The sequence below is a fragment of the Ornithinimicrobium avium genome (genome assembly GCF_003351765.1).
Lineage (GTDB): Bacteria > Actinomycetota > Actinomycetes > Actinomycetales > Dermatophilaceae > Ornithinicoccus > Ornithinicoccus avius.
Genome location: NZ_CP031229.1, coordinates 186,477 through 199,909, shown reverse-complemented (window position 1 = coordinate 199,909; position 13,433 = coordinate 186,477). Strand labels below are relative to the sequence as shown.

The following is a 13,433-nucleotide window of genomic DNA, read 5'->3' as shown; positions in this document are numbered from 1 at the left end:
GATGACAGACCCTGTCGGGCCCGCCCTTGCTCGTCGTCCCGGTCTGGTGACCGGGACGTGTCACGCCTGCTGCCCCACCAGCTCCTGCACGTCTGCGGGATCGGTCCCGCTCCCCGCCGGAAGGCGGAGAGCCCGGCCGAACGCCCGACGCGCGATCGCCGTGCGGAGGCATTCCGGGTCGCGGTGCACGTAGGCACCTCGCCCGGGAGCACGCCGCCGTTCGTCCGGCACGAGGGTCCACCCGGGGGTGGTCCCGTCCCGGACTGCGACGACGCGCAGCAAGGCTGTCTGTTCGTCCCTGCGCCGGCACCCCACGCACGTGCGCACCGGCGGACGGGGCGCAGCTGAGGGCGTGGCGGACCCGGAGCAGTGACGGGCAGCGGCCCCCACTCTACACGTCCGCGCCGCTGGAGCCGTCCTCCGGCACGGCCGGCGGCTGCTCCTCGGTGTCCGCGCGGATGTCGATCTTCCACCCGGTGAGCCGGTGCGCGAGCCGGGCGTTCTGCCCCTCACGACCGATCGCCAGGGACAGCTGGTAGTCGGGTACGACGACCCTGACCTGCCGCGTCCGCGGGTCCACGATCCGGGCCGACTGCACCCTGGCCGGGGACAGTGCCGAGGCTACGAACTCCTCCGGGTCCTCGCTGAAGTCGACGATGTCGATCTTCTCGCCCTGCAGCTCGGCCATGACCGCGCGCACGCGCTGACCCATCGGGCCGATGCAGGCACCCTTGGGATTGACTCCGGGGACCGTGGCGTGGACCGCGATCTTGGTGCGGTGCCCCGCCTCGCGGGCCACCGCCGCGATCTCGACGCTGCCGTCGGCGATCTCGGGGACCTCGAGGGCGAAGAGGCGGCGCACCAGGTTGGGGTGTGTGCGCGACAGCGTGATCTGCGGTCCGCGGAAGCCGCGCTTGGCGCTGACGACGTAGCAGCGGATCCGCTGGCCGTGCTCGTAGGTCTCCCCGGGCACCTGCTCGGCCAGGGGCAGCTCGCCCTCGACGGTGCCGAAGTCGACGAGCACGAAGCGGGGGTCGTTGGACTGCTGGATGACTCCGGAGGCGATGTCACCCTCGCGCGCCCGGAAGTCGCCGAGCACGGCGTCGTCCTCGAGCTCGCGCATCCGCTGGGTGATGACCTGCCGCGCCGTGGCGGCGGCGACCCGGCCGAAGCCGGCCGGCGTGTCGTCGAACTCCGGCCCGGGCTCGCCGCGGCTGCCGTCCTCGAGCAGCGGAGCCTCCTCGCGGGCCCACACCGTCACGTGGCCGCCCTTGCGGTCCAGCTCGACGCGCGCGTCGCGGTAGTGGCCCTCGATCCTCTGGTAGGCCGACAGCAGCGCCTGCTCGATCGCCTGGACGATGACGTCCATGGGGATCTCGCGCTCGCGCTCCAGCAGGCGCAGCGCGCTCATGTCGATGTCCATCAGGCGTCCTTTCCGTCGGGCCGGGAGAACTCGACCTGCACGGTCGCCCGGGTCACGTCCTCCCACGGGATGTCGGTCGGGGCGTCCTGCGGAGCGCCTCCGGCCAGTCGTATGCCGTCCGCACCCGTGGCGAGCAGGCGTCCGGTCACCGGCGACAGCCCCTCGGTCCGGGTCACCGTGAGCAGGCGGCCCACGTTGCGGCGGAAGTGGTCGCGCGAGCGCAGCGGCCGGTCCAGGCCGGGCGAGCTGACCTCGAGGGTGTACGGCGCCTCGCCCATGGCGTCGGAGGAGTCGAGGACGTCGGAGACCACCCTGGTCGCCTCCGCCACCTCGTCCAGGCTCAGCGGCGCCACCGCGCTGGAGCCGTCCTCGGCTGGAAGCCCGGAGACGTCGCGGGCGACGAAGACGCGCACGAGACGGCGTCGGCCGGCCTGCTGCACGCTGGCGTCGTCGACGACGACCCCGGCTGCGGCCAGGGGTTCGGAGACCAGCTCCACGATCGTCTCGGTACGTGCCGCGGCGTCCACGGGTGCCTCCTGGCTTCTCTGCTGTTGTACGACCGGCGAGCGGGCAGCACGCGGCCGCCCGACCGTCCACCGGTCCGGGGCGTCTACCCTACCCTCTGAGATGATCCCCGTCATGCCCCGAGCCGTGTCCCGCCGCGCTGTGCTCGGCGCCCTCGTCGGCGTCGGCGGCGCCACTCTGCTCGCCGGGTGCGACGAGCAGGACCCGCGCACTCCCCTCTCCCCCACCGAGGGGGTGCGCGCGGACGACCCCGCGACCTGGCTCCCCGACACCCAGCTGTTCATCGCCGTGCGCCAGCGCGTGCACGGCTACCGCCTCGCGCTCGACGTCGTGGCCGGTCGGGAGCGCACGCGCGACCGGCTGGCAGAGCTGTGGCGCGTGCAGCAGGAACGGTTGGAGCTGCTCATCACGCTCGGCGGGGTCCCGCTGCCGGACCTGCTCGACGACCCGGCGGTCGCCGGTCCGGGCGACGGCACCTCTGCCCCGGCCGACGGGAGTGGCGACCGGGGTGTCGACGGCACGACCGCGACCGGCGGCGCCGACGCCGAGGGGAGCACCTCGACGGGGGCCGGTCCGGCTCGCCCCGACGCCGAGGTTCTCGGCCGGGTGCTGCGCCGGGACCACACCGAGGCCTGTCGCGAGCTCTCCACCGCGACGGCGACCAACGTCCCCACGCTCGCCTCGCTCGCCGCCCAGCACGTGGCGGCCGCCGCCTGGCTCGGCGCGCCGGTGCCGTGGGGCGAGATGGCCGGGCCCTCGGACGCCGCCGCGGTCCCGGTGCTGGCCGTGGCCCGCCCGGCCGTCTTCGGGCTCGAGGTGGTGGCCGCCCGGTCACGGGACGAGGAGCGCGCCGACTACGAGTCGGTTCTCGAGCCGCTGCGTTCGGTGACCCGCCAGCTGGCGACCCTCGCCGGTGCTGCCGCCCCGGTGGCACCGCTGGGCTACGACCTCCCAGAGCCGCTGGAGACCGCCGAGCAGCGCCGCGCCCTGGCGCGGCGCCTCGTCGCCGACATCGCGCCGGCGACGCTCGAGGCCGCCCAGCGCCTGCCCGGCCGGGCGGCCGAGCTCACCGGCGTGGTCCGGGTGGTCTCGGACACGGTCGTCTGGGACCGGGCGCTCGGCACCCGGGCGCTGCCGTTCCCCGGCATGACGCTGCCGTGACGTCCCTGCGACCGGCGGAGCTGCCGGCGCAGTTCGTCGAGGCGGTGGTCCAGCACGTCCCCGACCCCGAGCCGGTCGGTCGTGGGCCGGCCCCGGACCGCCCACCGCACCGGCCGGACGGAGCCACCTGGCTGGCCGAGCTGCCCGGCCTCGTCGCCGTGGCCCTGGAGCGCTGGGAGCTGGTCCGCGACCCCGACGAGCCTCTGCGGTGGGGTTTCACCGCTCTCGTGCTGCCCGTCCTGCGTTCCGGCGGCTCGCCCGCGATGCTCAAGGTCGGGTGGCCGCACCCGGAGGCCGACCACGAGCACCTCGCCCTGCGGTCGTGGAACGGTCGGGGCGCGGTCCGGCTGCTCGCGGCCGAACCGGCGGACACGGCATACCTGCTCGAACGGCTGGACCCGAACCGGGACCTGGAGACCGGTTCGGTCCGCACCACCACCGAGGCCCTCGGCCGCCTGCTCGCGCGGCTGGACCTGCCCGCGCCGCCGTGGGCGCGCCCGCTCAGCGAGCAGCTGCAGAGGCTGCAGGGCGACCTCGCGGCCGCCGCCGGCGACCCGGCGGCCGCGCGCTTCCCGCGCCGGATGCTGCAGCACGCTGCCTCGCTCGTGGTCGACCTGCTGGCCGAGGACGACGTCGACACCAGGTTGGTGCACACCGACCTGCATCAGATGAACGTGCTGTGGCGCCCCGACCCCGGCGAGTGGGTGGCGATCGACCCCAAGGTGGTGGCCGGCGACCCGCACTGGGTGGTCGCCCCGTCGTTGTGGAACCGGTGGGCCGACAGCCTCGCCGCGCCCGACCTCGGCGCGCACCTGCTGGGTCGGCTGGAGGTGCTCTGCGAGGCGGCGGGGCTGGACCGGGACCGGGCCCGCGCGGCCACCATCCTGCGGATGGTCCAGAACGCGTTGTGGGCGGTCCGCGACACCCGGACCGAGAGCGAGGACGAGATCACCCGGGCCGTGGCGATCGTCAAGGCGATGCAGCGCGGCTGACGCCCCGACCGCCCCTTTCCACCACGCCACGCCGTCTCGAACCGCACCGCTCCCGCTCCCCGGCGCCACGTCCTCATCACCGGCGTCCCGCCACTGCTCTGGCACCACGCCTCGCCTACCCGCACCTCGTGCTTGTGCCCGACACGCCGGTCGGGGCGGCGTCCCGCCCGGCTGACGCCCGACCGGCTCGCCCGCGCGGCGCCCCGTAGCGTAGGAGCATGCCCAACCGTCTGGCCGCCAGCACCTCGCCCTACCTGCAGCAGCACGCTGACAATCCGGTGGACTGGTGGGAGTGGGGCGAGGAGGCGTTCGCCGAGGCGCGCCGGCGGGACGTGCCGGTGCTGCTCTCCGTCGGCTACGCCGCCTGCCACTGGTGCCACGTGATGGCCCACGAGTCGTTCGAGGACGAGCAGGTCGCCGCCGTGGTCAACGACGGCTACGTCGCGATCAAGGTCGACAGGGAGGAGCGGCCCGACGTCGACGCGGTGTACATGGCCGCCACCACCGCGATGACCGGGCAGGGCGGCTGGCCGATGACCTGCCTGCTGACCCCGGCCGGCGAGCCCTTCTGGGCGGGGACCTATCTGCCCCGGGACGTCTTCGTGCGGCTGCTGGTCGCGGCCGGGAGGTCCTGGCGGGAGGACCGGCGGCGCGTGGAGCAGGGCGGCGCCGAGGTCGTCGCCGCGCTGAGGGGCATGGGCGACGGCGCGGCGCGCGGCGCTGCGCTGACCGAGGACGACCTGGCGGCCGCGGCCGTCGCGCTGGCCGGCGACTACGACCACCAGTGGGGCGGCTTCGGCGGGGCGCCGAAGTTCCCGCCGTCGATGGTGCTGGCCTTCCTGCAGCGGCACCACGGGCGGACCGGCGACGCCCACGCCCTGGCGATGGTCCGCGGCACCTGCGAGGCGATGGCGCGGTCGGGCCTCTACGACCAGGTCGGCGGCGGCTTCGCCCGGTATGCCGTGGACCGCCGGTGGGTGGTCCCCCACTTCGAGAAGATGCTCTACGACAACGCGCTGCTGCTGGGCGTCTACGCCGACCTCGCGCGGCTCGACGAGACGTCCCGGCCGTGGGCGGAGCGCGTGGTGCGCGAGACCGTGGAGTGGTTGCTGCGCGAGATGTGGACCGAGCAGGCCGCCTTCACCAGCTCCCTCGACGCCGACACCCAGGGCGTGGAGGGCCTGACCTACGTGTGGACCCCCGAGCAGCTGCGCCAGGTCCTGGGTGAGGAGGACGGCGCCCGTGCCGCGGAGCTGCTGGCCGTCACAGAGGTGGGCACCTTCGAGCACGGCGCCTCCACCCTGCAGCTGCGCCAGGACCCCGACGATCCTGCCTGGTGGCGCGGCGTCCGCGAGCGCCTCGACCTGCACCGCTCGCTGCGCCCGCAGCCGACCCGCGACGACAAGGTCGTCACCGCCTGGAACGGTCTGCTGATCTCGGCGCTGGCCCACGCGGGCTGGGTCCTCGACGAACCGGAATGGGTGGACCTGGCAGCCCGCTGCGCCCGCTTCCTCCTCGACGTGCACGTCGTCGACGGGCGGCTGCGACGCAGCTCGCGCGACGGCACCGTGGGGACGGCGCTCGGGGTCGCCGAGGACTACGGCGACCTCGCCGACGGGCTGCTCGCGCTGCACCGCGCCACCGGCGAGGAGACCTGGCTGTCCGAGGCCGGCCTCCTGCTGGACCGGGCCGTGGACCTGTTCGGGGAGCCTGACGGCACCTTCCGCGCCACCGGCTCCGACGCCGAGCGCCTCGTGCTCACCCCGCGGTCCGAGGGGGACAACGCCGAGCCGGGCGGCGCCAGCTCGCTCGCGCTCGCGCTCGTCCGGCACGGCGCCCAGGCCGCGCACGCAGGTCATCTCGACGCCGCCGGGGTCGCCCTGGAGGGTATGGCCTCGCTCGCCCGCCAGGCGCCCCGCTTCGCCGGGTGGGCGCTCACCGCGGCCGAGGAGCTGGCCGCCGGACCGGTGGTGGTCCGGCTCTCCCCCCGCGGAGCGACCGGACCGGGGCAGGAGGCGGAGGGCGACCTCGAGGAGTCTGCACGGCATACCTCCCCCGGCACGCTCGTCGTCGACGGCGACCCCGGGACGCCCGACGTGGGCGGGGTGCGCGCCGCCGTCGTCTGCCGGGGCACGGTCTGCGACCTGCCGGTCACCCGTGGCGCGGACCTTCCGCAACAGGTCCTCGGGAGCGTCGGCGACCGCCCCTGAGCCGCCCGCCCACCCGACGTCCTGGCCAGCACCTCCCTCGAACCTGAAGCAACCTCTTCGCCGCGATCACGTTGATCTTCATCGGGCTCACCTGCTCCGGGCCTGAGCTGGCTCGCCGGTCCGCTGAATGCGGGTCGCGCGGGTGGGCGTCGCCCTGTCCACTAGGGTCATTTCCATGAGGCGTGCGATCCGAGGGACAGGGCTGGCGCTGGCAGCCTCCGTGCTGCTGGCGGGCTGCGCCGGGGCGGACGAGGTGCCGGCGGCGACCGCGCCGCCGCCGGCCGCCGCAGGGGACGGCAGCGCGGACACCGCGCCGAGCGAGGGCGCCCAGGGCTCGTCGGCCCCGCAGGAGCCGGTCGAGACCACCGGGGCGCCGGGGCCGCTCACGGTGCACCTGACCGCGATGGGGGACATCCTGACGCACTCCCGCGTCACGGTGACTGCCAACCGCTACGCCGGCGGTGCGCCGGGCGCCTACGACTACCGGCCGATGTTCGCCGACGTCGCGCCGCTGCTGAGCGCAGGCGACCTGACGCTGTGCCACATGGAGACGCCGCTGTCCCCGGACGACACGAACCTGTCGGTGCCCGACGTCCTGATCTTCAACACACCGCACGAGATGGCCGAAGCACTGGCTGATGCTGGCGTCGACGGGTGCGACTTCGCCTCCAACCACACGATGGACCAGGGCATCCAGGGCCTTGCCGACACCGAGCAGGTCATCCGGGACGCCGGGATGGGCTACGCGGGCCCGACCGCGCACGAGGACGAGGCCGGCGTGCCCGAGGTCTACGACGTCGCGACCGAGGACGGCGGGACCGCCCGGGTGGCGCACCTGGCCTACACCTACACCTATCCCAACTCGGGCATCCCGACCACCAGCATCCCCGGCGAGGCACCGTGGCTGGTGAAGGCCTCCTGGCCCTCGATCGGCAGCGAGGGCATCCTCGAGCAGGCGGAGGCCGCCAAGGAGGACGGCGCCGACTTCGTCGTGGTGAGCATGCACTGGGGCGACGAGTACAACCACCAGCCGAACGCGGTCCAGGAGGAGCTCGCCGAGGACCTCCTGAGCTCCGACGCCGTCGACCTCATCCTGGGCACCCACGTCCACGTGATCCAGCCGTGCGCCAAGATCAACGGCAAGCACGTCATCTACGGGCTGGGCAACTTCCTGTCCAACCAGTCCCCCGACGTCGCGCCCAACCTGCTCCCGGGCACGCAGGAGGGCATGGTCGCCGAGTTCACCCTGCAGCGCGACGCGGACGGTGCGGTCACCACGCAGATGTCCTACCAGCCCACCCGCGTGGACATCCGCCCGTGGGACATGGAGACCGGCCCGCACGTCGTGCGGCTGGTGACCCCGGAGAACTACCCCGAGACCTGGCAGCGGACCACCTCGACCGTCGACAGCCTCGGCGGCTGCGACGCGACGCCCGTGCACCCCTGAGGGCCCATCTGGGCTCCGGCGTCCTGGTCACCACCGACGGCCGGTGCTTCGCCACGGTCAGCCCAGGAGCTGGGACCAGGTGTCCAGCCCGATCTTGACGATGAACGCGGCGAGCACGACCACGAAGAAGAGCCGCACGAAGCGGCTGCCCCGAGCCACCGCCACCCGAGCCCCCAGATAGCCGCCGACCACGTTGCACGCGCCCATGAGCAGCCCCACCTGCCACAGCACCGCGCCCTGCGGCACGAAGACCACGAGCGCCGCGAGGTTGGTGGCCAGGTTGGCGATCTTGGCCTTGGCGCTGGCCTCCAGGAAGCCGTAGCCCAGCGCGCTGACGAGCGCGAAGACGAAGAACGAGCCGGTCCCCGGGCCGAGGGCGCCGTCGTACGCCCCGATGACCAGGCCGATGAGCAGCGCCACCGCGAGGTGCCGGCGGGGGTGCCGGCGGCCGAAGCGCAGCCGCTGCATCTGCCCCATCGACGGCCTGGCGAGGGTGTAGATCCCGACCCCGACGAGCACCACGAGGATGATCGGGTTGAAGGCCGCCTTCGTGATGAGGAACGCCAGCAGGGCGCCACCGACGCTGCCGGCGAAGGCCGCCCCGGCCAGCGGCAGCGCCGTGCGCAGGTCGGGCCGCACCCGGCGGTAGTAGGTCAGCGCGCTCGTGGTGGTGCCCATGATCGAGCCCAGCTTGTTGGTCGCCAGCAGCTGCACCGGCGCGGCACCGGGCAGCGCGACGAGGAGGGCGGGCAGCTGGATCAGCCCGCCTCCCCCGACGACCGCGTCGACGAAGCCGGCGGCCAGCCCGGCGAGGGCCAGGAAGAGCAGGAGCCGGACGTCCAGGTCCGGCAGCAGCCCCTCCAGGGCCGCGGTCCCGAGCTCGACCACCTGCGGGTATGCCGTCAGGCCGGCGCTGACGCGGACGTCGCGTCCGCGCCGGTGGAGGTCGCCTCACCGCGCACCTCGGCGAGGACCTCGCCGACGGCGCGCCCGACGGGCACCTCGCGACGGTTCCCGGTGCGACGGTCCTTGATCTCGACAGTTCCCTGCTCCAGGCCCCTGCCGACCACGACGATCGTGGGCACGCCCAGCAGCTCGGCGTCCTTGAACTTCACGCCGGGGCTGACCTTGGGCCGGTCGTCGAAGATGACCGACAGCCCGGAGGCCTCGAGGTCGCCGACCAGCAGCTCGGCGTGGTCGAAGACAGCCCGGTCCTTGCCGGTGGCCACGACGTGCACGTCGGCCGGGGCCAGCTCGCGTGGCCAGCACAGCCCGATCTCGTCGTGGGTCGCCTCGGCCACGGCAGCCACCGCGCGGGAGACGCCCACGCCGTAGGAGCCCATCGTCACCGTGACCAGCTTGCCGTTCTCGTCCAGGACCTTCAGGTCCAGCGCCTCGGCGTACTTGCGGCCGAGCTGGAAGATGTGACCCATCTCGATGCCACGGGCCAGCGTGAGCGGGCCGGCGCCGTCCGGGCTGGGGTCGCCCTCGCGGATCTCGGCGGCCTGGACCGTGCCGTCGGCGGTGAAGTCGCGGCCGAGGACCAGGTCGTAGACGTGCTTGCCGTGCTCGTCGGCGCCGGTGACCCAGGCAGAGCCCTCGGCGACGGACGGGTCGAGCAGGTAGCGGATCTTCGAGGGGCTCTCCAGCCCGAGCATCGTCGGGCCGATGTAGCCCTTGGTCAGCATCGGGTAGGCCGCGAAGTCCTTCTCCTCGAAGGGAGCCCACTCCGCCGGGGCGACCTGCGCGGCGAGCCGCTTGTCGTCCACCTCACGGTCTCCGGGCAGGCCGATCGCCAGCGGCTCGGTGCTGCCGTCGGGGTGGGTGAGCATGACGACGACGTTCTTCAGCGTGTCGGCGGCCGTCCAGCCACGACCGTCGGCCCGCGGGTGCAGTGCGTCGGACCGCGTCACGAGCGTGTCGATGGTCGGGCTGTCGGGGGTGTCCTCGACGTGCGCCGCCGGCACCGCGGAGGCGTCCACCGGCTGTGCCTGGGGCACGACGACGGCCTCGACGTTCGCGGCATACCCGCTGGCCTCGCAGCGCACGAAGGTGTCCTCGCCGACCGGGCTCACCGCGAGGAACTCCTCGCTGGCCGAGCCGCCCATCGCGCCGGAGTCGGCATACACGATGACGTAGTCGAAGCCGAGGCGGTCGAAGATCTTCACGTAGGCGGCCCGGTGGCGCTGGTAGGCGGCCTCGAGCCCGGCGTCGTCGACGTCGAAGCTGTAGGAGTCCTTCATGATGAACTCGCGCCCGCGCAGCAGACCGGCGCGCGGACGCGCCTCGTCGCGGTACTTGGTCTGGATCTGGTAGAGGGTCAGCGGCAGCTCCTTGTAGGAGCTGTACATGTCCTTGACCGTGAGGGTGAACATCTCCTCGTGCGTCGGCCCGAGGAGGTAGTCGCCGTCCTTGCGGTCCTTGAGGCGGAAGATGTTGTCGCCGTACTCCGTCCAGCGGCCGGTCGCCTCGTAGGGCTCGCGCGGCAGCAGGGCCGGGAAGCTCAGCTCCTGGCCGCCGATGGCGTCCATCTCCTCGCGGACGATGTCCTCCACCTTGCGCAGCACCTTCAGTCCCAGCGGCAGCCACGAGTAGATGCCCGGGGCCGCCCGCCGGACGTAGCCGGCGCGCACGAGCAGCTTGTGCCCGGGCAGCTCGGCATCGGCCGGGTCCTCGCGCAGGGTCCGCAGGAACAGCGTCGACAGGCGCATGGCCACGAGGGGGTACTCCTTGGTGAGGGGTGGTTGACCGTCTGAGCGTACCCGCACGGTCGTGCGGAGCTCCGACCGTATTCCGCGTCCTCAGCGGCGTGCGGCCAGCTCGGCGACGCCCTCGAGCAGCCGGTCCACCTCGTCCTCGGTCGTGTAGGGGGCGATGCCGACGCGCACGCCGCCCGCGGCTCCGAGTCCGAGACGGTGGCTGAGCTCCCAGGCGTAGAAGTGCGAGGCGGGCGCGTTGACGCCCAGCGTGGCCAGGTGCCGGTGGACGTCCCCCGGCTCCACCCCCGCCAGGGTGAACAGCAGGGTGGGGGTGCGGCGCACGGCGCGGGACCAGACGGTCACGCCGTCGATGCCGGCCAGCCCGTCCTCCGCGCGCACCCGCAGGACGTCCTCGTGCTCCTCGACCGCGGCGAACGACGCCGCGAGCCGGGCCCGACGCGAGGCACCGTTGGCCTCCTGCGGGGTCAGCCCGGCGATGAACTCGACCGCGGCCGTCGTGCCGGCGAGCAGCTCGTAGGGCAGCGTGCCCAGCTCGAAGCGCTCGGGGACCCGGACCGGGCTGGGCAGCAGCTTGTCGGGCCGCAGCTCCTCGAGCAGGTCGGCCCGGCCGCTCATCACCCCCAGGTGCGGGCCGAAGAACTTGTAGGGCGAGCACGACATCAGGTCTGCCCCCAGTCCCTCCCGGTCCAGCAGCGCGTGGGCCGCGAGGTGGACGGCGTCGACGTGGACGAGAGCACCGGCGTCGTGGGCTGCCGCGACGATCCCCTCCAGGTCGGGCCGGGTGCCGATCAGGTTGCTGGCGCCGGCGACCGCGACCAGCCGGGTGCGCTCCGAGAGCACGTCCTTCACCGCCGCGAGGGGCAGCTCGCCGGTGGCCGGGTCGACCTCGGCCCAGCGGACGGTGGCACCCACCGACCCCGCGGCGAGCACCCAGGGGCGCACGTTGGCGTCGTGGTCGAGGGAGGTGACGACGACCTCCTCGCCCGGTCCCCACCGGTGGCAGCGGGCCAGGGTGCGGGCCAGGTCCATGGTGCCGGCCGTCATGCTGCGGACGAAGACCACGGTGGCCGGGTCGGTGCCGAACAGGTCCCCCATGGCCGACCTGGCCTCCGTCACGGTCCGCTCGGCGAGCAGCTCGGCCTCGGTGACGGTGCCCCGGTTGGCGATCGAGCTCGTCAAGGTCGCCGCGACCGCCTCCGCGACCGTGTCCGGGGTCTGCGAGCCGCCCGGGCCGTCGAAGTGGGCGGTGCCCGCGCGCAGGCCGGGGAAGCGCGCGCGGACGGCCTGCACGTCATACCTCATGGCGCTCAACCTAGTCACTGCAACGGCGGCGCGGTTGACGCCGGGCAGGGAAACCCGGGCGACAACCGGCAACGGGTGGCGGGGGTACCGCCCTTCGCCGTCGACGGGCGAGGCACCGTCCCGTGGAAGAGCGTCCCGTGGGACGCGGCACCGGCGGCGACACCCACGGGACGCTCTTCCACGGGACGCTCTGGTCGACCCTCGGGGAGGCGCCCCGTCGCACACGACCTCCGGACGCAGGAGCACCCGCGAGGGGACGCCGGCCTCCCTCACGGGGGCGCCGGGCAGGGCAGCTCAGCGCCTACCCTCGACCTCCTGCGCCAGCTCGACCGTCCGGCCGGTGAGCGCCTCGTCGATCTGCCAGCGGGCCAGCACCCGGCGGACGGCGTCGGGCAGGTCACCCTCGACGAGCTCGCGGGCACGGCCGGCGGCGGCGTCGGTCAACGGCGCGCCGGCGCCGCGGGCGTGCAGGACCCACGCCGCGACGGCGCGCAGGGCACCGTCGGTGTCCTGGCCGGCCTCGTGCGCGGCACGCAGGGCGGGGACGATCCGCACCGGGATCTTCTGCATCCCGTCGGCGGCGATCTGCGCGAGCAGGTGGCGGATGCTCGGGTTGGCGAACCTGTCGACGAGCGCCCGGGCATAGTCACGCAGCTCCTCCTCGGGCAGCACCAGGTGCGGGACCGCCACGTCCCACCACTGCTGCACCCAGCCGGCCACCTCGGGGTCGGCCATCGCGTCGGCGACCGTCTCGTGGCCCCGGATGCTGCCGGCGTAGGCCAGCAGCGAGTGGGCCCCGTTGAGCAGCCACAGCTTGCGCGTCTCGTAGGGCCGCACGTCCTGGGTGAGGACCGCGCCGGCCTTCCCCCAGGCCGGCCGCCCGGCCACGAACTCCCCGGCCAGGTCCCACTCGACGAACGGCTCGGTCACCACGCACGCGGGGTCGTCCACGCCGGTCAGCTCGCGCACCGTCGCCCGGTCCGCGTCGGTGGGGCGCGGGGTGATGCGGTCGACGGCGGTGGTCACGAAGGAGACGTTGTCGCCGACCCACGCTGCCAGCGCCGGGTCGAGCCGCTCGGCCGCGGCCAGCACCACCTCGCGTGCGACCGGGCCGTTACCGGGCAGGTTGTCGCACGGCACGACGCTCAGCCCGCCGACGCCGGCCTCGCGGCGTGCCTGCAGCCCGCTGGCGATCCGGACCGGGGCCGTCCGCAGCGCGTCCCGCCGGCCCCGGGCCACCTCCTCCAGGTCGGCGCGCACGTCCGGGTCGTCCAGGTCGAGCCCGCCCCCCGGGCCCCGCTTGTAGCCGGCCTCGGTCACGGTGGTCGTCACGATCGCGACGGCAGGGTCGCACAGGTGGCGGTGCCAGGCCTCCAGGTCTGTCCCGGGGTGGGCCGCGACGATGCTGGCGATCACCTCCGTGCTGGGACCGTCGGCGCCGTCGACCACCAGCGTGTAGAGGCCGTCCTGTGCCTCCAGCTGCTCGGCCACCGTCGTGGAGCGTCCGGTGAAGGCGGCGATCCCCCACTGCTCCTGCGGCGGGAGGCCCTCGTTGGCTCGGTGGGTGTACCACGCCTGGTGGGCGCGGAAGAAGTTGCCGAGCCCCAGGTGCACGATCCGCACGGGAGGCTTCTGGGTATGACGTACGAGCCG

Annotated in this window: 11 protein-coding genes; 4 read left to right on the top strand and 7 right to left on the bottom strand. The window is 74.0% G+C overall.

The window, feature by feature from the left end:
* Window positions 1-60: 60 nt before the first annotated feature.
* The 3 genes from DV701_RS00930 to DV701_RS00920 form a co-directional block, all read right to left on the bottom strand.
* Window positions 61-315 (bottom strand): YlxR family protein, encoded by a 255-nt coding sequence (locus tag DV701_RS00930; protein WP_228255295.1) that lies wholly within the window; start codon window positions 313-315, stop codon window positions 61-63.
* Between the two features lie 76 nt (window positions 316-391).
* The gene (nusA, locus tag DV701_RS00925) at window positions 392-1,423 is read right to left on the bottom strand and encodes a transcription termination factor NusA (RefSeq protein ID WP_114926699.1); all 1,032 of its coding nucleotides are present in this window, start codon (window positions 1,421-1,423) and stop codon (window positions 392-394) included.
* Window positions 1,423-1,950, bottom strand: coding sequence for a ribosome maturation factor RimP (locus tag DV701_RS00920; protein ID WP_202863585.1), 528 nt, complete (start codon window positions 1,948-1,950; stop codon window positions 1,423-1,425). The genes nusA and DV701_RS00920 overlap by 1 nt, the downstream gene beginning before the upstream one ends.
* Before the next feature lie 100 nt (window positions 1,951-2,050).
* Here DV701_RS00920 and DV701_RS00915 point away from each other — a divergent pair, with 100 nt between their 5' ends.
* From DV701_RS00915 to DV701_RS00900, 4 genes are all read left to right on the top strand, one after another.
* Window positions 2,051-3,109, top strand: coding sequence for a ferritin family protein (locus tag DV701_RS00915; RefSeq protein ID WP_162802745.1), 1,059 nt, complete (start codon window positions 2,051-2,053; stop codon window positions 3,107-3,109).
* On the top strand, window positions 3,106-4,101 hold the full coding sequence (locus DV701_RS00910; RefSeq protein ID WP_162802744.1) for an aminoglycoside phosphotransferase family protein: 996 nt from the start codon (window positions 3,106-3,108) through the stop codon (window positions 4,099-4,101). The genes DV701_RS00915 and DV701_RS00910 overlap by 4 nt, the downstream gene beginning before the upstream one ends.
* 218 nt (window positions 4,102-4,319) lie before the next feature.
* Window positions 4,320-6,311, top strand: a complete 1,992-nt coding sequence (locus DV701_RS00905) for a thioredoxin domain-containing protein (RefSeq protein WP_114926696.1) — start codon at window positions 4,320-4,322, stop codon at window positions 6,309-6,311.
* 175 nt (window positions 6,312-6,486) lie between these two features.
* The gene (locus DV701_RS00900; protein ID WP_162802743.1) at window positions 6,487-7,758 is read left to right on the top strand and encodes a CapA family protein; all 1,272 of its coding nucleotides are present in this window, start codon (window positions 6,487-6,489) and stop codon (window positions 7,756-7,758) included.
* A gap of 57 nt (window positions 7,759-7,815) precedes the next feature.
* Here the strand turns inward: DV701_RS00900 and DV701_RS00895 are convergent, their stop codons facing one another.
* The 4 genes from DV701_RS00895 to DV701_RS19055 all read right to left on the bottom strand — a co-directional run bounded on the left by DV701_RS00895 (window position 7,816) and on the right by DV701_RS19055 (window position 13,403).
* Complete coding sequence (locus DV701_RS00895) at window positions 7,816-8,646, bottom strand: sulfite exporter TauE/SafE family protein (RefSeq protein WP_407669332.1); 831 nt, start codon at window positions 8,644-8,646, stop codon at window positions 7,816-7,818.
* A gap of 14 nt (window positions 8,647-8,660) precedes the next feature.
* Window positions 8,661-10,469 carry a proline--tRNA ligase gene (locus DV701_RS00890; protein ID WP_114930503.1) on the bottom strand — a complete coding sequence of 603 codons (1,809 nt, stop codon included), beginning with the start codon at window positions 10,467-10,469 and terminating at the stop codon, window positions 8,661-8,663.
* A 90-nt stretch (window positions 10,470-10,559) separates the two neighbouring features.
* Complete coding sequence (locus DV701_RS00885) at window positions 10,560-11,780, bottom strand: cysteine desulfurase-like protein (RefSeq protein ID WP_114926694.1); 1,221 nt, start codon at window positions 11,778-11,780, stop codon at window positions 10,560-10,562.
* A gap of 294 nt (window positions 11,781-12,074) precedes the next feature.
* Window positions 12,075-13,403, bottom strand: a complete 1,329-nt coding sequence (locus DV701_RS19055; RefSeq protein WP_202863583.1) for a mannitol dehydrogenase family protein — start codon at window positions 13,401-13,403, stop codon at window positions 12,075-12,077.
* Window positions 13,404-13,433: the final 30 nt, after the last annotated feature.

What these genes read in the sequence shown, in the direction of transcription:
- nusA (WP_114926699.1), bottom strand. Translation starts at nt 1,423, where the DNA reads ATGGACATCGACATGAGCGCGCTGCGCCTGCTGGAGCGCGAGCGCGAG.
- DV701_RS00885 (WP_114926694.1), bottom strand. Translation starts at nt 11,780, where the DNA reads ATGAGGTATGACGTGCAGGCCGTCCGCGCGCGCTTCCCCGGCCTGCGC.
- DV701_RS00890 (WP_114930503.1), bottom strand. Translation starts at nt 10,469, where the DNA reads ATGCGCCTGTCGACGCTGTTCCTGCGGACCCTGCGCGAGGACCCGGCC.
- DV701_RS00915 (WP_162802745.1), top strand. Translation starts at nt 2,051, where the DNA reads ATGATCCCCGTCATGCCCCGAGCCGTGTCCCGCCGCGCTGTGCTCGGC.
- DV701_RS00900 (WP_162802743.1), top strand. Translation starts at nt 6,487, where the DNA reads ATGAGGCGTGCGATCCGAGGGACAGGGCTGGCGCTGGCAGCCTCCGTG.
- DV701_RS00905 (WP_114926696.1), top strand. Translation starts at nt 4,320, where the DNA reads ATGCCCAACCGTCTGGCCGCCAGCACCTCGCCCTACCTGCAGCAGCAC.